The organism is Domibacillus tundrae, from assembly GCF_000970675.1.
Classification (GTDB): Bacteria; Bacillota; Bacilli; order Bacillales; family Domibacillaceae; genus Domibacillus; species Domibacillus tundrae.
The window spans coordinates 1-20921 of sequence record NZ_LAJA01000012.1 but is presented as its reverse complement, the minus strand read 5'-3'; the positions used below and the strand labels follow the sequence as shown (position 1 = coordinate 20921).

25 protein-coding genes and 2 pseudogenes are annotated in these 20921 nt (G+C 40.5%); 9 read left to right on the top strand and 18 right to left on the bottom strand.

Features of this window, described 5'->3' with window-relative positions; genetic code table 11:
• The first annotated feature begins 131 nt into the window (after positions 1–131).
• Positions 132–965, top strand: coding sequence for a 3'-5' exonuclease (locus tag VQ00_RS11370; RefSeq protein WP_046180264.1), 834 nt, complete (start codon positions 132–134; stop codon positions 963–965).
• A gap of 464 nt (positions 966–1429) precedes the next feature.
• Here the strand turns inward: VQ00_RS11370 and VQ00_RS11365 are convergent, their stop codons facing one another.
• Positions 1430–2611: a DUF4317 domain-containing protein gene (locus VQ00_RS11365; protein WP_046180263.1), complete on the bottom strand. Its 1182-nt coding sequence runs from the start codon at positions 2609–2611 to the stop codon at positions 1430–1432.
• A 398-nt stretch (positions 2612–3009) separates the two neighbouring features.
• Here VQ00_RS11365 and VQ00_RS11360 point away from each other — a divergent pair, with 398 nt between their 5' ends.
• Entirely contained in the window at positions 3010–3588 is a 579-nt protein-coding gene (locus tag VQ00_RS11360) for a cupin domain-containing protein (RefSeq protein WP_046180262.1), read from the top strand.
• A gap of 511 nt (positions 3589–4099) precedes the next feature.
• Here VQ00_RS11360 and VQ00_RS11355 read toward each other — a convergent pair.
• Positions 4100–4744 carry a YczE/YyaS/YitT family protein gene (locus VQ00_RS11355; RefSeq protein WP_046180261.1) on the bottom strand — a complete coding sequence of 215 codons (645 nt, stop codon included), beginning with the start codon at positions 4742–4744 and terminating at the stop codon, positions 4100–4102.
• A gap of 113 nt (positions 4745–4857) precedes the next feature.
• On the opposite strand from VQ00_RS11355, the gene VQ00_RS11350 reads away from it, so the two are divergent.
• The 3 genes from VQ00_RS11350 to VQ00_RS11340 are packed head-to-tail and all read left to right on the top strand — an operon-like array spanning position 4858 to position 6499.
• Positions 4858–5310 (top strand): MarR family winged helix-turn-helix transcriptional regulator, encoded by a 453-nt coding sequence (locus VQ00_RS11350; RefSeq protein ID WP_046180260.1) that lies wholly within the window; start codon positions 4858–4860, stop codon positions 5308–5310.
• Between the two features lie 25 nt (positions 5311–5335).
• Positions 5336–5854: a spermidine/spermine N(1)-acetyltransferase gene (gene paiA / locus VQ00_RS11345; protein ID WP_046180259.1), complete on the top strand. Its 519-nt coding sequence runs from the start codon at positions 5336–5338 to the stop codon at positions 5852–5854.
• A 21-nt stretch (positions 5855–5875) separates the two neighbouring features.
• Positions 5876–6499: an FMN-binding negative transcriptional regulator gene (locus tag VQ00_RS11340; protein WP_046180258.1), complete on the top strand. Its 624-nt coding sequence runs from the start codon at positions 5876–5878 to the stop codon at positions 6497–6499.
• A 302-nt stretch (positions 6500–6801) separates the two neighbouring features.
• On the opposite strand, the gene VQ00_RS11335 is transcribed toward VQ00_RS11340, so the two are convergent.
• Complete coding sequence (locus VQ00_RS11335; RefSeq protein WP_046180257.1) at positions 6802–7083, bottom strand: CPCC family cysteine-rich protein; 282 nt, start codon at positions 7081–7083, stop codon at positions 6802–6804.
• A 216-nt stretch (positions 7084–7299) separates the two neighbouring features.
• Between VQ00_RS11335 and VQ00_RS19440 the strand changes: the two are divergent.
• Positions 7300–7755, top strand: a pseudogene (locus VQ00_RS19440) (SMI1/KNR4 family protein); the annotation flags it as partial.
• Positions 7756–8221: 466 nt separating this feature from the next.
• A pseudogene (gene arr / locus VQ00_RS11325) lies at positions 8222–8638 on the top strand (NAD(+)--rifampin ADP-ribosyltransferase).
• 84 nt (positions 8639–8722) lie between these two features.
• On the opposite strand, the gene VQ00_RS11320 reads toward arr, so the two are convergent.
• The 12 genes from VQ00_RS11320 to VQ00_RS11270 all read right to left on the bottom strand — a co-directional run bounded on the left by VQ00_RS11320 (position 8723) and on the right by VQ00_RS11270 (position 16216).
• A complete protein-coding gene (locus VQ00_RS11320; protein WP_046180256.1) occupies positions 8723–9103 on the bottom strand; it encodes a tyrosine-type recombinase/integrase in 381 nt (126 codons plus the stop codon).
• Complete coding sequence (locus VQ00_RS19525; RefSeq protein ID WP_425388379.1) at positions 9057–9350, bottom strand: site-specific integrase; 294 nt, start codon at positions 9348–9350, stop codon at positions 9057–9059. Before VQ00_RS19525 ends, VQ00_RS11320 begins: the two co-directional genes overlap by 47 nt.
• A 348-nt stretch (positions 9351–9698) precedes the next feature.
• Positions 9699–9986 carry a hypothetical protein gene (locus VQ00_RS11310; protein ID WP_046180254.1) on the bottom strand — a complete coding sequence of 96 codons (288 nt, stop codon included), beginning with the start codon at positions 9984–9986 and terminating at the stop codon, positions 9699–9701.
• A 4-nt stretch (positions 9987–9990) separates the two neighbouring features.
• Complete coding sequence (locus VQ00_RS18620; RefSeq protein ID WP_156154049.1) at positions 9991–10158, bottom strand: hypothetical protein; 168 nt, start codon at positions 10156–10158, stop codon at positions 9991–9993.
• An 87-nt stretch (positions 10159–10245) separates the two neighbouring features.
• Positions 10246–10479, bottom strand: coding sequence for a hypothetical protein (locus VQ00_RS11305; protein ID WP_046180253.1), 234 nt, complete (start codon positions 10477–10479; stop codon positions 10246–10248).
• 92 nt (positions 10480–10571) lie between these two features.
• Positions 10572–11474, bottom strand: a complete 903-nt coding sequence (locus VQ00_RS11300) for a sulfite exporter TauE/SafE family protein (protein ID WP_046180252.1) — start codon at positions 11472–11474, stop codon at positions 10572–10574.
• Between the two features lie 18 nt (positions 11475–11492).
• Complete coding sequence (locus VQ00_RS11295; protein ID WP_046180251.1) at positions 11493–12113, bottom strand: precorrin-2 dehydrogenase/sirohydrochlorin ferrochelatase family protein; 621 nt, start codon at positions 12111–12113, stop codon at positions 11493–11495.
• Positions 12098–12847 (bottom strand): sirohydrochlorin chelatase, encoded by a 750-nt coding sequence (locus VQ00_RS11290; RefSeq protein WP_046180250.1) that lies wholly within the window; start codon positions 12845–12847, stop codon positions 12098–12100. The genes VQ00_RS11295 and VQ00_RS11290 overlap by 16 nt, the downstream gene beginning before the upstream one ends.
• On the bottom strand, positions 12844–13617 hold the full coding sequence (cobA, locus tag VQ00_RS11285; RefSeq protein ID WP_046180249.1) for a uroporphyrinogen-III C-methyltransferase: 774 nt from the start codon (positions 13615–13617) through the stop codon (positions 12844–12846). The genes VQ00_RS11290 and cobA overlap by 4 nt, the downstream gene beginning before the upstream one ends.
• A gap of 70 nt (positions 13618–13687) precedes the next feature.
• Entirely contained in the window at positions 13688–14284 is a 597-nt protein-coding gene (gene cysC, locus VQ00_RS11280; protein WP_046180248.1) for an adenylyl-sulfate kinase, read from the bottom strand.
• Positions 14285–14297: 13 nt separating this feature from the next.
• Positions 14298–15437 carry a sulfate adenylyltransferase gene (gene sat / locus VQ00_RS11275; RefSeq protein WP_046180247.1) on the bottom strand — a complete coding sequence of 380 codons (1140 nt, stop codon included), beginning with the start codon at positions 15435–15437 and terminating at the stop codon, positions 14298–14300.
• Positions 15438–15499: 62 nt separating this feature from the next.
• On the bottom strand, positions 15500–16216 hold the full coding sequence (locus tag VQ00_RS11270; RefSeq protein WP_046180246.1) for a phosphoadenylyl-sulfate reductase: 717 nt from the start codon (positions 16214–16216) through the stop codon (positions 15500–15502).
• Positions 16217–16411: 195 nt separating this feature from the next.
• Here VQ00_RS11270 and VQ00_RS11265 point away from each other — a divergent pair, with 195 nt between their 5' ends.
• Positions 16412–18034, top strand: coding sequence for an ABC-F family ATP-binding cassette domain-containing protein (locus VQ00_RS11265; RefSeq protein ID WP_046180245.1), 1623 nt, complete (start codon positions 16412–16414; stop codon positions 18032–18034).
• A gap of 38 nt (positions 18035–18072) precedes the next feature.
• Here VQ00_RS11265 and VQ00_RS11260 read toward each other — a convergent pair whose 3' ends face one another.
• Genes VQ00_RS11260 through VQ00_RS11250 form a run of 3 tightly spaced genes read right to left on the bottom strand, consistent with a single transcriptional unit; the run spans position 18073 to position 20108 of the window.
• Positions 18073–18492, bottom strand: coding sequence for a universal stress protein (locus VQ00_RS11260; RefSeq protein WP_046180244.1), 420 nt, complete (start codon positions 18490–18492; stop codon positions 18073–18075).
• Between the two features lie 15 nt (positions 18493–18507).
• Positions 18508–19830, bottom strand: coding sequence for an FAD-dependent oxidoreductase (locus VQ00_RS11255; protein WP_046180243.1), 1323 nt, complete (start codon positions 19828–19830; stop codon positions 18508–18510).
• A complete protein-coding gene (locus tag VQ00_RS11250; protein ID WP_046180242.1) occupies positions 19827–20108 on the bottom strand; it encodes a GNAT family N-acetyltransferase in 282 nt (93 codons plus the stop codon). Before VQ00_RS11250 ends, VQ00_RS11255 begins: the two co-directional genes overlap by 4 nt.
• Before the next feature lie 123 nt (positions 20109–20231).
• Between VQ00_RS11250 and trhA the strand changes: the two genes are divergently transcribed.
• Positions 20232–20912: a PAQR family membrane homeostasis protein TrhA gene (trhA, locus tag VQ00_RS11245; protein ID WP_245618108.1), complete on the top strand. Its 681-nt coding sequence runs from the start codon at positions 20232–20234 to the stop codon at positions 20910–20912.
• Positions 20913–20921 lie beyond the last annotated feature (9 nt).

Genomic DNA, 20921 nt, shown 5'->3' with positions numbered 1-20921 from the left:
TTTCATCTGATGTAGTTCTGCTTTTTTATTTGTATTCCTGTTTCTTTCGAAGAGTCCGAAAAAAACATTTTTCCCTGTTTTTTTCAAATGGCTGTATAATGAGAAACAAACAATGAGAAAGGCAGGATACTGTGAATTACATCGTACTTGATATTGAATGGAACGCATCGAAATGGGACCCGCACCACCTGGAAGAAATTATCGAACTCTCGGCCCTGAAAGTGTCGCCCGCTACATTGGACGTGGTCGATGTCTTTTCATCCCTGGTGAAGCCAGCAGAACGGTTAACATCGTTTACGAAAAAACTAACAGGCATCACGCAGCGGGATGTGTCTTCCGCGCCGGCCTTTCCGCACGTATTAAAGAAATTCAAGGCGTTTCTTGGCACGGAGGAATCTTGTTTTGTGACATGGGGGAAAGAAGATTTTCGGTTCTTGGAAAAGGAATGCGAACGTTACAGACTTCCTTCCCTGAACCTGTCCAGCTATATTGACATATTGCCGATTCTTCAGTTTGGCCTGTACGATACCTTCAACGGCAACACCCCCAGCCTGGCCAAAACGATGGAGGTGTTCCAAATCGAAGCAGACGGGCAGGCACACAACAGCTTGGATGATTCGATGAATACCTTAAAAGTGTTTCGCTATCTTCACGGAAAACTGGATGTTCATGCGACGTACAAATCAAACAAAACACCTGAAGAACGGTATCTGTATGAAGATACACTGAAATCCAGCGGGAAAAGGCAATTAATGAAATGCATCTTTGTGTATATGAAGAAGCATGACGTAGACGATGTGGCATTCGATGCCTTCTTTACCAGCCCCATCTGGCTGGATCGGGCCGCTGCACTTGATCTGAATGAACACGTAACGGCTGTTTTTAAAACCGAGTTTGACGCGCAAAAACAAGAGGCATCTGAGAAATATGTATCCCAGAAAGCATTGCTGCTTGCCAAATGCTGAAATGTCAACACGATAGTCTGCGTGAAAAGAGGTGTCTCAATAAGGCATCTCTTTTTTGTTCTAAATTATTTGTACTTATTCTGGCATTGCAATTGTGAAAAAGCCTTCCTGATTCAACTGCAGGAAGGCTTCTTGGGTTATAAGGTATTCAATTATTTTTCTTGTTACTTATATAATGAATGTACACAGAGCGAGGCAGATTATTACCCCGCTTCTTTCTATTTTTCATATGGGGGGTGTTTTAGGAAAATGGGGTACACCTTGACTGCGGGTTGAATACAGATATATATCAACCTTTTCTGAACGTAAAGACATTAAACGAAAATAACCCTTACCAAACGGGGAGCATTGCTGCTTTGATTTGGTAAGGGTTATTTGAATTTTAAGAACAAATATTATTTTCAATTGTATAATCTGGATTAGAGTTTGATGTCATTATTGTGGTACCTGACACATTTTATATATTATTTATCTGGATCGCCGCCAAAAGCTTCTGGAATCATAGTAAAGCCTTCGATCACGGTATCTTCTTCCACTTCGATCATGAGGTAGCGTTTACCGTTAAAAAAAATTTGCCTCACATATCTTAAATCTTGTGGACTAATAGAAATGTTAGCTGCTTTCGTGTTGATTTTAATCGATTTTGAAGTATATTTCGGCAGGATGCTGCTGGCTTTGATCTCATATTTGTCATCATCAATTATTTTTTGGTAAGCTGATTCAATCTTTTCCGAATTTATATCTTCAAGGCCGCTCATCTTTAAAACACGTTCTACGCTTTTGGAATCTAATTTTGGCGGTTCTTCCTCTTCATTTTCCTCGATCATTCGATTAATCTCTTCATATACATTGGAGAGTGTAGACGTGCTTAGCTGATTTCCTGTTACGTCTTTAATAATTTCTTCAAAAACGATTTTATCATCTTTTGCAGTCATCGTTTCTTCCCCATTTAATACTTCCTCTATCAACTGGTGATCGGGCTCATGAACCTTTCCTGCTGAATATAGAATGTGATTGACATCTGCTGCGTTATCGGTGAAGCAGGGAAACAGAAACCCTGAGATGGGAGCATGGAGGTTGATAATTGGATCAACGACAAAATGATATTTGAATTCTTTTTCCACATAGTCAAAAAGCAGTTCTTTTTTCGGCTCTTGTGTGTTATTTATGCTGCATAGAATAAACGGATGAGAATAAACTGTATCCCGTTCGCTTTCCTCAGCCTCTTCACTTCGGCGTTTCATTGGCTTAAAATATTCTCCACGAATGAATGTTAGGACAATATCCTTCTCATATTGCCGAAGTACAAGCATTTTACCGACGATTTGAAGCATTTGCTCTTTCCAGCCTTCTACATCACTGCTTAATAATCCTTGATGCAAAATGAGCTGACTATTATTTTCAGCTTCCCGTTGAAACTTTAACTCAAAGAGCTTCTCATCCAATTGGCCGGCAAGTAATTTTTTGAAGTTATTCATAAATAACTCCTGTTGATCTTGGTCTAGCATTTCAAAAGGTTGACTTTGATGATGATAAATGTCACTTGATTCCTTCATAATATAGACATTTAAAATGTCGGAGATTTTGAGTAAATCATTGCCTACTTTGAATTGTTTTCGAATATGTGCTATGTCTTTTTTGTTCATGGTTAAATCCACTCCTAAGCTGCCCTGATTTGTATACTTACTAGAATAACAAATAACCTTTGCTCTTTAAATTATTCATTCGTTTTAAACGAAAATTTTTAATTACGTGTCGTCTAACGTTTGAAAATCTTCCGAAGGGGAGGTGCTTACAAGTAAAAGGCATTTTCGATAACTGGGTTAAAGAAAGGCTCATTCAAGGATAATATAGATTTTCTTACTTAACTAACGAAGCAGGTTAGTTGAAGAATAAGGTTTGATCTTTGTTCAATAACCAGACCATTTAATAAAATAAGTGTTTTAGGCTAAAATGCTTGCTTTAAATAAGTCACCCTGAATCTAAGTACATTCCCTTAACAGGTGCATAGGATAATTTTATAAACTGTGAAGGGATTGAGTAAATGTATTACGTTCCTTATATATATCGATATCGATATCAATATCCTTATTATGTTAATGTACCAATGTATAACGGTGGAAGACAGTCCGTTTACCAGACTTTTCCTAATAGGATAGAGCAGGCAAACCGATTTGATTCTTTTCGCCCCTCCAAAGGTAATGAAAGTATTTTGTTAACAGATTATGGCCCAAAACCATTTGTCGTTAATATCAATGAAGCCACGAAGCAAAACAATACGTATCGTACTGCATTATGGACAGGAACACATTTACAGGTTACTTTAATGAGTCTCAATGTTGGCGAAGATATCGGTTTGGAAATGCATCCTAACGTTGATCAATTCTTACGTATTGAGCAAGGTCAGGGGATTGTTCAAATGGGCAAGAGTAAAGATAATTTAAACTTTGAAAGAAATGTCTATGATGATTCTGCAATAATGGTACCTGCTGGAACATGGCATAATCTAACCAATACAGGTAATGTTCCGCTAAAACTTTACTCCATATATGCTCCTCCTAACCATCCATTTGGTACTGTTCATGTTACCAAAGCAGATGCATTAGCTGCGGAAGAAGACTAGGGTGATTAATTAATATCTTCCTGTCCTAACGGGTGCGTTAGGACAGAAGTACATACAAAAAAGGTCATTTTTGGTTTTTTTATTTGGTCAAAATTGACAATGAAATTTTAAAAGAACCTTTTTAGTAAATATAATTATTTAGGTTATATTATAAACTCGTGTTTGGCTGCTACGCTTATTTACATATAAACGCATATAAAAGCAAGTATCGTAGAAGCCTAGAGTGAAGCGGATTCAAGTAACGGCGAATTTCATGATGGGACTGAAAAACAATTAAACTGAAACAGATAGATTATGACGAGCAAGCCTCTAGAAACACGTGTAGCCTATTTTATGAAGAAGGTAGTGTAGTAAGAAGGGAACATGGGAAAATGCCTAGAGGATATACACTGCCGTCAGATAATCACTGTGGTTTATAAAGCAGAGACGATCATATGTCATAAAGACTGGTGATGATTTTCTTCTTGAACTAACGGAGCAGATTAGTTGAACAAGAAAAATAAAAAGCATTCTATATAGAATGCTTTTTATTTTTATCATGATTTGGTGATGTACTAGAGTGTATTAATACGCGGTCTAATACTTTTTCAGTAACCGGCGTAAAGTAATTAAGTATTAGCCCTCCTAAACAAACGGTTAATAAAGTTCCAACCCCAATTGGTACATTTAAAATCATTGCCATTATCAAGAATACGAGGTAAATGAATGTTCTCGAAAAAAATATATTTGTTCTAGTTAATTCTTGTATGATTAATGCTAATCGGTCAACTGGAATCGGTGCAAAATTTGTATGCAAATACGTTGCAGTTCCTAACCCTATAACAACTAAACCAATTCCAAAACAAACAACTTTGCCGTACCATAGTTCAGGTGTTACCAAATTGGGCAATAAAAAAAGCCACATATCAATACCAGTACCCGCTATAAATGCTGTTAACAGCCCCAAAACTTCTGGTCTTTGTCTTTTTAAAAATGAATTACAACAAATCAATATTAAAGCTATTATTATTTCCCAACTTCCCACAGTAAGCCCCACATTTATGGACAGTCCTACCAACAGTGCATCAAAAGGTGAAGTTCCAAGGTCTGATTGTATAGTGAAGGAAATACCAAGGGTTAATATTAAAATTCCTAATACATAAAAAACATATTTCACTTTACTCGACCCCTTCATTATTTTTTGTTGCAAATGCAACAAAGTTGAATTAAATTTAATGTATATTATTTTTACTGTATTTGCAACAAAAATCATATGCTAAGGAGCTAATTATGGAGGAAATTCTGCGTGAAATTGGGATGATAGCAAGGGCATTAGATTCTATAAGCAATATAGAATTTAAAGAATATCACCTTACAAAAGGACAGTATTTATACCTTGTGCGAATATGTGAAAACCCAGGAATCATTCAAGAAAAGTTAGCTGAGATGATAAAAGTAGACCGAACAACAGCCGCTCGTGCTATAAAAAAACTTGAAATGAATGGATTTATTGAAAAGAAAGATGATGAACATAACAAAAAAATAAATAAACTCTTTCCAACAGAAAAAGGAAAAAATGTATTTCCTTTTATAAAAAGAGAAAATGATTATTCCAATATCGTTGCATTAGAGGGATTTACCGAAAGAGAAGTAGAAACCATTTTCAATCTTCTTCAAAGAGTGAGAAAAAATATAGAAAAAGACTGGGAATTTGTAAAAAAAGGAAACAAAAGAAATTATTGATTATATAAAGGAGCGACATATAGATATGACTGTAAATATAAAAAAGTGTACCCTTGAAGATTTACATAAACTTCAAGAAATTAGTTATGAGACATTTAATGAGACATTTAAGCATCATAATTCACCCGAAAATATGAGCGCCTATTTGGAACGGGCATTTAACTTAAAACAATTGGAAAAAGAATTATCCAATATCTCTTCACAATTCTTTTTTGTTTATTTTAATAAGGAAGTCGCTGGATATTTAAAGGTCAATACCGATGATGCTCAATCTGAAGAAATGGGTGATGAATCACTTGAAATCGAAAGGATTTACATAAAGAACAAATTTCAAAAACAGAGGCTTGGTAAATATCTGCTAAATAAAGCTATGGAAATGGCAATGGAAAGTAATAAAAAGAAAATCTGGCTGGGCGTATGGGAAAAAAATAAAAATGCTATTGCCTTCTATAAGAAAATGGGGTTTGTTCAAAACGGAGCCCACTCTTTTTATATGGGTGATGAAGAACAAATTGATTTTATCATGACTAAAACACTGATATAAATTTAGTAAAGGCGGGTTATTATGTATATTCCTAAATACTTTAAGGTTACCGATGTTAGTGAAATTTGGGATTTTGTTCAAAAAAATTCTTTTGGCACGATGGTTACAACAAAACAAGGGAAACCAATTGCTACTCATTTGCCGTTGCAGTTGATTAAAGAGGGAGATCCTTGCTACATAACGGGGCATATGGCTTATGGGAACCCTCAATGGAGAACATTCGAAACCTGTGAAGACGTATTAGTAATGTTCCAGGGACCACACGCTTATATCTCTTCTTCCTGGTATGAACAGGAAAATGTTCCGACATGGAACTATCAAGCCGTACATGTATATGGTACAGCCAGCATTTTGAACGAAGAAGAGTTAAAACAGGACCTGACAATGTTGCTGCAAAAATACGAAGAAAACCGTGAGAATCCAGTTTTATGGGATAAGCTTTCTCCTCAACTCTTAGAAAGTCAACTGAAAGGAATTGTTGGATTTAAGATTAAGGTGGGAGAAATTCAGGCTGCATATAAATTAAGTCAGAACCGAAATGAAACGGATTATATTCACATCATTGATAAATTACAAAATGAAGGAAATCCAAATTCGAAACAAATGGCAGAACTGATGGAAAAGAGATTAAAAAATCACATATAAGCCGATTTTTATTCAACCTTCAGATACAAGAATTAAAGAATGGAACGGAGCTTTCATATTAGCAGCTCCTCTTCAGATTGTGAAAGATTGTACTTAAAGTAACGGGGGCGTTAGTTAAAGAAAGAACAAATAAGGGAATGTACTTGCTCCTTTATTTGTTCTTTTGATGAAATATCAATACTGTCGTTTAACAGTTCCTAAAACATTAAAAGCAAAACAACTCAAATTGTTACTCAACAGTGCGTCCGTATAAATGAACAACCTTATTTTCAGATTGAGCAGCAGTTGACCAATACTGTTGATTAGTAGTCCGTATCTTCATTAGTATTGAACACATTAAAACCTTTTAAATCACTCTTATTTGGTTTCCTGACATATTTAATAAAATCTTTTTCGCAAGCACCGAGTTTAGCGAAGTTTCGCTGTGCTTGTCTGAGCGAAACAACATTTGCTCCACCTTCAAAGTCTGGGTCATCAAATTGAACGTTATCATCTTCCCAATAACAAATTTCACATATATCAAACGTTCCTGGCGGTTCTTCATCTAGTGTTTTATATCCACAACATGGACAAGTGTATTTCATTTTTTCACCTCTATTATTTTATCTGTACTTTAGATATTAATATTTCTTGCTAATGGAAGCTTTCAAGTAAATTTATATGCTCAACAGTACGTTCATATAAATGAACCACCCTATTTTCAGATTGAGCAGCAGTAGACCGGTACTGTTGAGGTAATAACAGTCTAACGTTAAAATGGCAGAAGGTGTTTAATCCATTTTTGGAGGGATAGGTCAACCATGAAAACCATATGGCGAGATGATGATTATTATAAGTTACTACCTTTAACGGATAAAGCAGTTGAAGATGCAGAAGAAAAACTTAAAGTAAAGCTACCTGAATCGTATCTTAATCTTCTTAAAGAACAAAATGGCGGATACATTAACTATAATTCATTTCCTTCTAGTGTCCCAACCTCTTGGGCAGAGGACCATATTCATATAGACCACATTTTAGGTGTGGGTGAAGAAGACGGTATACTACAAAGCGAATATCTAATAAAAGAATGGGGACTGCCCACAAATATTGTTTTATTCTCCGGAGAGGGACATTCGTGGGTGGCATTTGATTATCGGAATACAAAAAAAGAACCTCCTATTATATATATTGACTCGGACTCTGAACAAGTTATTGAATTAGCGCCTAATTTTGAGACATTCTTAAATGGATTATACGTTGAAGAAGAAAAAGAAGAAGAACTTGAAGATGCTTATATCGAACCAGTTGTAACACATTTGACTCTTGATGAAGTTGACACAGCTTTATCAACGAGTAATGAACAAGAGGTTATTCGTGCTTTGAACTTTCTTTATGAAAATACGAAAGAAAATGAATACTTTATTGAGCAAAAACTGATTGTTCTTCTTCAAAATCCAATTCTTGAGATTAAACAGTTAGCAGCCAATTATGCTAATCACTTCAATGAAGTAGGGATACTATCTTCTAAAGGGGTCGAGGAAATGGTATCCATCATACGGAAGGATAAAGAAATAGAGTATTATGCAGATATGTATTTCGATGAAAATTGAGTTAAAAAACAAAGCTCTTTTCGTAAAGTTTGTTGCTTTTTTACACACATTCAGATTGGGTAGTATAATTATTCCAATTCGGATACTATAATGTTATTATACAAATCTAAAAACATAAAAGAGGTGTATCAGTATGAATGACAAAAAAGATGTCTTAGATAATGGTCCTTTTTTTCATGGTACTAAAGCAGAACTAAAAATTGGAGATTTATTAGAACCACAACACATATCAAATTACCAAGATAAAAAATCTAACTATATATATTTTACTGCAACATTAGATGCTGCTAAATGGGGTGCTGAATTAGCAACATCCAAATCAAAAGAAAGAATTTATATTGTAGAACCATTAGGTGAATTTGAAAATGACCCGAACGTAACTGACAAAAAATTTCCTGGGAACCCAACACGTTCCTATAGGTCTAAATAACCATTGAAAATAATAGCTGAATTAGGTTCATGGGAAAGACATTCCGATGAACAAATAAATCATATGATTGCATCTATAAATAAGTTACGTGAAGAAGGAAAATTTGTAATATACGATTAATCCATAAATATACAATTCACAACATATTTAACGCAGGTAAGATTAATGATTATGGAAAAGTCCACGCTCCACAAGAAAAGATTGTTATTGAAGCTGGATTATAAAAGTCAATATATTCAAGAATATAGCCTTTAATTGATGTTCTGCTAAATGTTCTTTGTACTGATGAAATAAAGGTACTACAATCATATGCATAGGGAGGAGGCGTTCTTTTTTTCCTTTTCCAAACACTCTGATAGTCTGATTATCCAGGTTTACTTGCTCCCATGTTAAATCAACAAGCTCCTGTCTGCGCATTCCTGACGTAGCCAGCAGCTTAAATAACAAGTTATTTCGGTAAGCAAGCGTTCGCTCATCTTTTTCTAAAAAGTGAAAGAGTTTTTTTAGTTCTTCTAAAGACATATAAACAGGAAGGTTTTTATCGGATTTTGGAGCTTGAATGCCCGCCATAAAGTCTGATTCCATATACCGCTCTTTTAAACAAAATGAACACAATGATTTTAAAACAGGAAATGCGGCGCTGTAAGGTCCGGGGTTTGGCGTTATGATTCAATACCTGGTCCTGAATAAATCTCCGGCTCGTTGATGGTGTTAAGTCATTCAGTTCTAATGACCGCTTATGGGCACGTAAAAAGTCTTCATAACATTTTAAGTCATTTGCATATCCAACGATAGTGTTTTTCGAATAATTTTTTTCTACTTCGAGTGACATCAAAAAATCATCGGTAGCTTGTGTGAAATTCATACATAACGACCTCCAAAAAAGTTAGTTATCAGTACGGACCCGAAAATTATGGAACGTACCTGAATGTTATGGGAGTGACTGCAAAGCTTATTGGAATAGACCTAATGATTATAGTCAACTTGGAGAGGGGAAGTTTTTAATAACGAATATTATAAAAACTTGAGGGAATGACTTATTGTTCTATTTGAGGTTTTTTGAAGTTAACATAATATCTATTATAGAAAGTCAGGTATGTTTTTTCTCATTTCAAAAGTAAACTTCTAATAATGAGAAAAAAGAAAAATTTCAGTAAGCTTGTTTGCTTTAAGATTGCTGTCATTCTTGAATCCATTTATGTGTACTTGTTTTAATGGATTCTGCTTTTAAGTACTCATGGTCAATCAAGTCATCTTTATGGAGCAAAAACATCCGGTATGCCCATTGATAATCTTCGGGAAATTGAGCGTTTGAGACGAGAAAGGATTCTAGCCGGTGAATAATAATATCTTCCACAGCAATAACAAAAATGCTGCGGCCGCTTTTTAATTCAATTTCAACAAATTTTTCTTCGTTACCTTCCAGGTCACTGTAAGGTATTTTCAATCGCAATTTCGAGTTTTTCATGATATCACTCTCGTGACGTTCTGCTGAATCCGAGTTCTTCTGTCAGCAGCTTATCAAATTGCTCCCACCCTCTGGAAATAAAATCAATATCGTGCGTTGTGTAGTGGTTCAACGTGTACAATTCAACAGCGAGACCTCCTACAACTACTGGTTTTATATTATGGCTGGCCATATATACTCTGTTAAAAGTCCGGCAAATTCAAACATGCGCTCACGTATCGGAAGCTGCAATAAAGAAGTCAACTCTTTTTTAAGGCGATCAATAGGCGTCAAAATAAATCTTCCCCGGCTCTTTAATCATAAAGGTCCCTTCTTGAACAGCACGCTTTTTCTTGGCGAGAATAAGCGCTGTGAGGGCGTCAGATTCTCCGCGGGATCGCATTCTTGAACGTTTCACAGTGGAGCCTCCACTTTTCATGGCGTAAAGCCGGGCATTAACTGCCGGACGTTTTGCATTAACGGAAGCTTCCAGTGCGCCAAATTGAATTTTCATGCAGATCCCTCCTTTGTATTATTACTAGTATACCCAATTTTAACCAATTGGCGATAAAAAAAGACGTGACCCAATTTATATGGGCCCCGCCTTTAAGAGGTTCTTTTCACTGTATTCATTTCTTGCTTTTCTTTTTGCGCAATGCGTTTTTCTTTTCGCACTATATACCATGTAAGAGGAATCCAAATAATTACTAATACAATAAAGATCGCGGTTTCCACAGAATCTGAAATGCTTGTGTAATTCAAAACTGCATTTAAATTGGTCATAATAAGCATGCCACTGACGATGACAGCTAATACGCGTGTCGGCAGACTTTTTACGATCCAGGCGGCAAATGGTGCGGCAATCACGCCGCCAAGCATAATGGCACCTGCCCAAAGCCAGTTAATTTTGTCCGGACCAAGTGAAATCATAAAGCCGATTGTGGCAGCAGTTGCAACGGCAAATTCACTCGCTGCAACAGTTCCGATGACCATACGCGGCTGCATGCCTTTTTGGGAGAGTAAAGCAGGCGTTGCAATCGGTCCCCATCCGCCGCCGCCACTGGCGTCAAAAAAGCCGCCTACAAAGCCTAACGGAATAAAGAATCGGTTCGTTGGCGGTTTTGGTTTTTGTTTCCGTGCATCTTTTAAGAAAAGAAAGCGTCCAAGAATAAACAATCCGAGACAAAGCAGGAATCCAGAAATGTATAGGCGTACATAATCTCCAGTCAGGTTGCTTAAAAATGTCGCGCCGGCGAATGCACCAATTGCACCTGGCACAATGAGTTTTCTCAGCATCGCTTTATCTACATTGCCGAACTTACGGTGGCTGATGCCGGATGCTGCCGTCGTAACGACTTCTGCCATATGAACAGAAGCGGATGCAATGGCCGGCGCAATCCCTGCTGTTAGCAACAGTGTTGTCGATGTGAGGCCATAGCCCATTCCAAGCGACCCGTCAACGAGCTGGGCAGCGAGCCCGACGAGTGCAAGAATTAAAAAACGTTCCATATTGGTTCCTCCTGTTGTCTATAAAGCGGGATAGTGTGCAAAAAGTTCTGCCATATAGTATTCCCGCTCCTCCGGATATTCTAAGTAGCGGGTTTCCGCCGCTTTTTTAAGCCAAATTCTCCGCTCTGGCCGATCATGAATGTGACTCTTAATGTATTGTCGTGCATCAAATAAAAAATCCAAATAGTCTTCATACCGTTCATCAAATTCATGCTCAAGCTGGTTCCGTATTTGAGTCGACAATGTCGGGCTTGCACCGCTAGTCGACACACTAATCATCAGCTTGCCCCGAATTAATACAGCGGGGATCTGCGCGTTGCCAAGGTCATTATGCTCCGCATGCACGACAAGTTTTCCGTGCAAAACAGCAAGCTTCGCCATCTCGGCATTGGCCTCTTTGTCGTCCGTAACGAGCATAATTAAAAACGCGTCTTCAAGATCAGTCCACTCGACTTTTTTACGGTGAATAAAAACTTTTTCCTCAGCTGCCAGCTGTTCAATAGCCGGATGGCATTTTGGGCTGACAATGTGGGGTCGGATGCCAAAGCGAAGCAGGTTTTCAACTTTATGAAACGCGATCGATCCGCCGCCGGCAATGACGACTTTTTGATCGCTTAAATCAATCATAATGGGAAACATACCGGCTCCGACTGTGAGGCTTCTTCCACACGCTCTGCTAAAATATTTGCGATCACGGGGGTATAGCCAAGATGCCTGCATAAATAGACGTCTCCATCCAATTTAAGTTTCTTGACGGCCCGGTCCATTGTTTTTGTCAATACGCCGGTAAAAAGCAGATATGGAACGATAAACAGCTGTTTCGGATTTGCTGCAGCCGCTTGCCCAAGGGCCTCTTCAAAAGCAGGCTCGCAAGCTGCCATATATCCAATATGCACATCAGTTAACTTGGTTTTATTTTTAAAAAGATGAAGAATACGGCTGAAATCTTCTTTTGTCGCCGGGTCACTACTGCCGCGGCCAACGAGAAGAACACTCGCATCCGGTTGTATTGAAGCTGCTTCCTTCATCCGGTCGATGAGTACGTCGATGATCTGTTCATGTACGCCAAGCGGATGGCCATAGCGAATAACGGCCTGGGGGAAGTGTTTTGCTGCATTCGCGAGTTCACCCGGAATGTCTTCTTTTGCGTGTCCCGCTGTTAAAAGAAGAAACGGAATCGCAATGATATCCGTTGCTCCTCTTTCAATACAGGCACGCAGTCCTTCTTCAATGGATGGTTCAGATAATTCAAGATAGCAAATTTCCTGGATGGGTGCGTCAACAAGCGGCATCGTTTCTTTAATGAAATCAGCTGCCTGTTTCGCGCCTTCTTTCACACGGGTGCCATGACAAATGTAAAGTACAGCTTTCACCCATTTACACCTCCTGATACATTATCCGTGTTTTCTTTAAACCATTGAAGCTCACTGCGCATCTTCACGACCTCACCGATAACAATCATGCTTGGATTCGTAATGCCTTCTTTTTGAGCAACATCATGTATATCCAAAAGCGTACCTGTGACTGTTTGCTGTTTTGCTGTCGTCCCCCAATGAATAAGGGCCGCGGGTGTTTCAGGAGACTTTCCATACTTCAGAAGCTGTTCTTGAATATAAGGAAGGTTTTTCACGCCCATGTAAATAGCGATCGTATCGATTCCTTTTGCTAAGGAAGCCCATTTCATTTCTTCTCCTGCACCTTCTTTACGGTGGCCTGTCACGATAGCAAAAGACGCCCCGTGATCACGGTGGGTAACAGGGATGCCAGCATAAGCAGGAGCTGCAATACCAGATGTAATACCTGGAACAACTTCAAACTCAACGCCGTTTTGAACAGCAAATGCCGCTTCCTCACCGCCGCGCCCGAAAACATAAGGGTCGCCGCCTTTTAAACGGACAACCTGTTTCCCTTGCTTCGCATGCTCCACAAGAAGTTCATTAATGTTTTCCTGCTGAACAAAATGACGATCCGGCAGCTTTCCGCAAAAAAGAAGTTCTGTTCCTTCTTTTGCATGCTCAAGAAGCTCCATGCTGATCAAACGATCATATAAAATGACATCCGCTTCCTGTATCGCCCTTAACCCTTTAACCGTAATTAAATCCGGATCTCCCGGACCTGCACCGACAAGCCATATTTTGCCCATCGTGCCACCTCCGTTCATCGTGCATTTCTCTCTATTTCTATCGTCTGCATGACCCTCGTCATGAGAGCTCTTACAGCCAGTTATTTTGCTTTAAGTAATCAACGAGCTGATCCACGCACTCTTCAACAGTATAGCGGTCAGTGTTCAAGACAAGCTCTGGTTTTTCCGGTGCTTCGTATGGAGACGAAATGCCCGTGAATTCAGGGATTTCACCTGCTCTTGCTTTTTTGTACAAGCCTTTTGGATCACGCTCTTCACATTTCTCGATCGGGCACTCAACGAATACTTCGATAAACTCATCTTTTTCAAGCAGCGCACGAACGGTATCACGGTCTTCACGGAATGGCGAAATAAAAGCGGTAAACACAAGCTGGCCGCCGTCTACAAATAGCTTTGCCACTTCGCCGATGCGGCGGATGTTTTCTTTGCGTGCTTCATCTGAAAAGCCGAGGTCTTTATTTAAGCCATGGCGGACGTTATCGCCATCCAATACATACGTGCTGACGCCAAGGTCAAATAAGCGGCGGGCCGCTGCGTTTGCAACGGTCGATTTGCCGGAGCCGGACAGCCCGGTAAACCATAAAACCGCGCTGTGGTGTTTGTTTTTTTGACGGCGTTCTTCTTTTGTTAGTGACTGTTCGTGCCACACGATATTGTTGTTTGTCATCTTCATTCTCCTTTTATGCGTTTGCTGTTTCTTTCATGCCGCGGATAAGTACTTCCACGACTTCTTTACGGCTGAATTCTGCTGGTGGAATATCGCCTGCGCGGAGCATTTCACGCACTTTAGTACCAGAAAGAATGACATGGTCTTCTTTGCTGTGTGGGCATGTTTTCGCTGACGCCATGTTGCCGCATTTTTTGCAGAAGAAGCTGTGTTCAAAGAATAAAAGGGTAATGCCGATTTCTTCTGCTGTAAAGTTTGAGAAGATTTCCTGTGCTTCATACGTGCCGTAGTAGTCGCCAACCCCCGCGTGGTCGCGGCCGACGATAAAGTGTGTACAGCCATAGTTTTTACGAACAAGCGCATGGAAGATTGCTTCGCGTGGTCCTGCATAACGCATCGCTGCTGGGAATACCGCCAGTTTTACACGGTCAGCCGGGTAGTAATCACGAAGAAGTACTTGATAGCTTTCCATACGGATATCTGCAGGAATGTCATCGGATTTCGTTTCGCCAACAAGTGGGTTTAACAGGAGCGCGTCAACGATTTCAAGTGCTGATTTTTGAATGTACTCATGCGCGCGATGAACCGGATTCCGTGTTTGGAAGCCAACGATTTTATTCCAGCCATTTTCTTGGAAAATACGGCGTGTTTCCGATGGATCAAAATAAAATTCCGCAAATTGTTCGCGTTCAATGCGCTTTACAAGTGTAATCGGGCCGCCTAAGTAAACCGGACCGCGGCTGTATACTTTTTTCACGCCTGGATGTGCTTCTTCTGTTGTTTTATATACATTTTGAGCTTCTAGCTGCTGGTCAGGCTCATAAATGTCTTCAATGTTCAAAACACCGTACACCGTGCCGTTTTGTTTTAAAAGAACGGTATCGCCTTTTTCATATCCGGATGCATCATGTACAGGAAGCGTGATCGGTATGCTCCAAACCGTTCCGTTTGCTAAACGCATGTCTTTCACGACACTCTCATAATCAGCTTGTGTTAAAAAGCCGGTTAGAGGGCTGAACGCACCTGTCGCAATTAACTCAAGGTCACTTAATGCTGTTGCATCAAGTTCGACTTCTTTTGAAACGCCTGATAGATCAAGATCCGGGTTGTACTGATTAATAAGTTGGCCTCCGTGGGCAGCAATGTTTGTCATAGAAATATACCTCCGATAGTAATTAAATCATATATAAATACTTGGTTTTAGTGTGAAAAAAATTAAGATGTTGTATGAAGACCGCATTCTGTTTTTCCAGAACCGCTCCAGCGACCGGAACGAATGTCGTCCATTGAAAATGCCGGTTTCGTACATGGTGCACAGCCAATGCTTGGGTATCCCTGGTCGTGTAGCACATTGTAATCAAGTTCGTGTTTTGTCACGTAGCGCCATACTTCTTTCCACGTCCAGTGAATAAGCGGGCACACTTTAATTTTTTTGAACCGGTTATCAAGATTTAAATAGTTTGTATTGGCTCTTGATTCCGATTGCTCGCGGCGCAGCCCTGAGATCCAGGCCGTTGATGGCGCCAATGCTTTTTGAAGCGGAATAATCTTGCGAATTTCACAGCACTTATTCGGGTTTGTCGCAAACAAGTCTGGCCCGAATTGTGCAGCCTGTTCCTCAATTGTCATCTCCGGCTGCTGCATACGAATATTCAGCTGCGGATAGCGTGCTTTTACTTTATCAATCGTTTCGTATGTTTCTTTAAAATGATAATGTGTATCAAGAAAAACGATTTCTGCATCTGGTTTTACCTGTGCAATTAAATCGATTAACACGATCCCTTCGATTCCGAAACTACAGGCATATACTAATTTCTCTCCATAAGTATCATATGCCCATTGCAATGTTTCGAGTGCCCCTTTTGTTTCTGAGTCCACTGGAAAATCAGGAACTTGATTTTGAAGCTCGTTCCACGATTCAAACGTAATCATTAATGCCCACCTCTCTTGTCGGTATTCTTTATGAATGAGTTTAGTTTATCAGAAAATAAAGGAAAGTCAATCCTATTTACTTACTCGGGATTTAAAAAAAGATTTGGTTTCGTTTTCAAATGACTGTCTGTTCTTTTTTTAACGCAGGAATGATATAATCAGAGGCGATGAATTCATTTTGGGAGGAAAACAAATTTGATTACAGTACAAGATGTCAGCCTTCGCTTTGGCGACAAAAAATTGTTTGAAGATATTAACTTAAAATTCACACCGGGGAATTGCTACGGATTGATCGGCGCAAACGGTGCCGGAAAATCAACTTTCGTAAAAATTCTGTCTGGTGATTTAGAACCACAGACCGGCCATGTATCCATGCCGAAAGATGCGCGCCTTACTGTTTTAAAGCAGAACCATTTTGAATATGAAGAGTTCAGTGTGATGGAAACGGTCATTATGGGCCATGCGCGTTTATATGAAGTGATGAAAGAAAAAGACGCAATTTATATGAAAGCGGACTTCACTGATGAAGACGGCATGCGCGCAGCAGAGCTTGAAGGCGAGTTTGCAGAAATGAATGGCTGGGAAGCTGAGCCGGAAGCAGCGATATTGCTTTCAGGTCTCGGCATTTCAGATACAATGCATGATAAACTAATGGCGGACTTGGACGGTTCGGACAAAGTGAAAGTGCTTCTTGCACAAGCGCTGTTTGGGAAGCCGGATGTTCTCTTGCTAGATGAGCCGACCAATCACCTTGACATACAGGCGATCCGTTGGCTGGAAGAATTTTTAATCAACTTTGAAAATACCGTTATTGTCGTATCCCATGACCGTCACTTTCTAAATAAGGTATGCACGCACACAGCAGATCTTGACTTTGGCAAAATTCAAATTTACGCAGGTAACTATGATTTCTGGTATGAATCAAGTCAGCTGGCGCAAAGACTTCAGTCGGATTCCAATAAGAAAAAAGAAGAAAAAATTAAAGAGCTTCAGGCATTTATCGCGCGTTTTAGTGCAAATGCGTCCAAATCAAAACAGGCAACCTCCCGGAAAAAGTCGCTTGATAAAATTTCGCTTGATGACATTAAGCCGTCTTCCCGCCGCTATCCATACGTTCAGTTTACGCCGGAACGTGAAATTGGCAACGACGTACTTCGTGTCGACGGCTTGTCGAAAACGATTGATGGCGTGAAAGTGCTCGATAACGTCAGCTTTATTATGAATAATGATGACAAAATTGCCTTTGTCGGTACAAACGAAGCTGCAAAAACAGCGCTCTTTAAAATTTTGGCGGGTGAAATGGAGCCGGATGAGGGTTCATACAAATGGGGCGTCACAACAACGCAAGCCTATTTCCCGAAAGATAACTCCGAGTATTTTGACGGATCGGACATTACACTGGTTGAATGGCTGCGCCAATTTTCACCAGCTGATGAAAGCGAAAGCTTTTTGCGTGGATTCCTGGGCCGTATGCTCTTTTCGGGTGAAGAAGCACTGAAAAAAGCAAGTGTGTTATCCGGTGGTGAAAAAGTGCGCTGCATGCTGTCAAAAATGATGCTGTCCGGATCAAACATCCTTCTTTTGGATGAGCCGACGAACCATTTGGACTTGGAATCAATCACAGCGCTTAATAATGGCTTGATCAATTTTAAAGGCGCAATGATTTTCGCGTCCCATGACCATCAGTTCGTTCAGTCAACAGCCAATCGCATTATTGATCTTACGCCAAAAGGAATCGTAGATAAATCAGTTACGTATGATGAATATTTGGATGATGCGGAACTTCAGAAAAAAGTAAAAGCGATGTACGCCTCTTAATAAAAAACGAAACGGCACCTCACAGGGGTGCCGTTTTTTTACTTTACAATCATCACCGGACAGTTCGTCCGCTTCATCACTTTATGGCTGACACTGCCAAGGACAAATTGCTGCAGATTGTTTAGCCCTCGGCTGCCGAGAATGACCAGGTCCGCTTTATGGTCATTCGCATATTTTACAATGGCAGGTCCCGGATCGCCGTCTTTGACAAGAATCGTATAGGGAATGCCTTTTTCTTTAAAAAGCGCTTCGTGGCGGCCTAGTTTTTCCTGGCGTTCCCGCTGGACAGCGGCTAATCGTTCTGCTTGAAGTGCTGCCCCTCTTGACTTGTCTCGACTTGGGACAAATAAAATCGTGACGGTGCAGTGATCAGAAAAATGTGCCAATGCTGCGGCTTGCTCGGCAGCGCGGTAAGAATGCTCTGAGCCGTCGGCTGCCAATATAATAGAGTTGTACATAAGCGGTTCCTCCTGTTACGTTGCCCGGCGTGCCGCTTGCTGGATAGGGTCCCAAACGCCATTAACAGGCGGCGAGTAGCTTAAATCCAGATCTTCCAGTTCTTCAATTGTCATCTCGTTGAACAGCGCGGCTGCCAGCACATCAATCCGTTTTTCAGCTCCGTGTTTACCAATCGCCTGCCCGCCAAGCAGCCGGCCGGAATCGGGATCATACATGATTTTCACGCGTAACGGTGATGCTGTTGGATAATAGCCGGCTTTGTCTTTTGTCTCAATTGTAGATGTTTTATACGGAATACCCGCTTCCCGTGCGTCTTTTTCTGTTAAGCCGGTGGAGGCGGCAATCAAATTGAAAAACTTCATGACTGATGTACCGGTGATACCTTTAAACGAGCGTCGCTTTCCAGCCATATTTAATCCGGCGATCCGCCCTTGTTTATTGGCGGTTGTACCAAGCGGAATGTAATCAGGTTTTTGCTTCACAAGATGAAAATGAGTCGCACAGTCACCAGCAGCGTAAATACCTGGAATTGAGGTTTCCAACCGGTCATTGACGACAACCGCCCCATTTTGGAGCATGTTCATGCCGGTTTTCTTTAAAAAAGCGGTATTTGGGCGAATGCCGACCGCAACAATAACTAAGTCGGCGGCGTGTGATTGGACGTCCGTCACAACATGCCCATCCTCAATCGCTTTTACTTCTTCGTTTACCGCCAGGATGATACCATGTCTTTCCGCTTCCTGGTGAAGAAGTTCAGCCATATCCGGATCAAGCATTGTGGCAATATGCCCACTCCTTTGAATGATCCGAATTCGCTTTCCGAGCCGGTGAATATTTTCAGCCAATTCAAGGCCGATGTAGCCTGCTCCAATAATGATGACTTCTTTTACCTGGTCCATTTGTAAGTCTTGAATGAGGCGCTCGGTATCCGGAATCGTTTTAACAACGTGAACCCGTTTTTCCGATGCTCCCTTCCATGTCGGCAGCATCGGACTCGCGCCAGTGGCGATCAGCAGGCGGTCATATGAAATGGTAAAAGCAGTTCCTGTTTCATGGTTTTCCCCCGACACCTTTCGCATAGAAGGACTGACAGACGTTGCTTCATGCAGAATGCGGGCATCAATGCCATATTTAGACCTGAATGTCTCTACGCTCCGGGCAATTAAGTCATCGGTCGATTTAATAAGTCCGCCGACTACATAGGGCAGCCCGCATTGACCATATGAGTAAATGTGCCCTTTTTCAAGCACTGTAATTTCCGCTTCGCTGTCGTTATGAACGATTTGCATCGCCGCGCTCATTCCGGCTGCATCGCCACCGATAATCACGTATTTCATTTCGCTAATGCGTTTACATCGTCATATTTACCGCCTCTTGAAAATTCAGCGACGACATATGAGCAGGTAGGCAGAATTTTCAGATTCTCTTCTCTTGCATAATCAGCAAGCGCATCAAGCAGTTGTCCAGCTATACCGCCGCCGCGAAGCTCGTTCGCTACATACGTATGATTGGCGTTTATTTTTCCGTCGCCGGCAGGGGCATACGTAATTTCTGCTACACGCTGTCCATCCTTCTCCATATAAAAAATGCCTTCTTCATGTTTAATTGGTTCCATAATCAAAAACCCCTTTCCTTGTTCTCTTTTTCAGTATACCCTTTTTAAGACGGTACACTAACCTCTTTTAAAGTGCGGAACAAGAACAATTAGAGCTGAATATGCTACAATATGAGTGTAATAGTGATTGAACGAAAGGAGTTGTCGCTTGTGAAGGAATCTACGAAAACACATGTGTTTTCCAAGGGTGAGGAAATTGCAAACTCCATCACTCACGGAATTGGCGCTCTGCTCAGTATTGCCGCACTCGTTATCTTAATCGTCTTTTCCGCTATTTATGGAAACGGCTGGCACTTGGCAGGGTTTATGGTTTTTGGGATTACCATGGTACTGCTTTATTTGTCCTCCACGCTCGTGCACAGTTTTCCCCAGGGTAAAGTGAAAGATTTGTTTGAAATCTTCGATCATGCGTCTATTTATTTGTTTATCGCGGGTACCTATACACCATTTTTATTTATCGCGGTACAAGGAACACTCGGCTGGACGCTATTTGGTCTCGTATGGGGGATGGCCATCGTCGGCACCGTCTTTAAATGTTTTTTTGTGAAGCGGTTTGTGGGCTTTTCGACCTTTTTGTACGTTGTAATGGGCTGGCTGATCGTTTTTGCGTGGGGACCCCTCACGGAAATGTTATCTCCTATGGCGATGTCTTTCCTCGTAACTGGCGGGATTTTGTATACAGCAGGAGCGGTTTTTTACGTCTGGCGCGGTTTTCCATATCATCATATGATTTGGCATTTGTTTGTACTCGCCGGAAGTGTCTTTCACTTTTTTGCTGTACTTGGACTGCTTCCAGATGCATAAAAGGCTGTC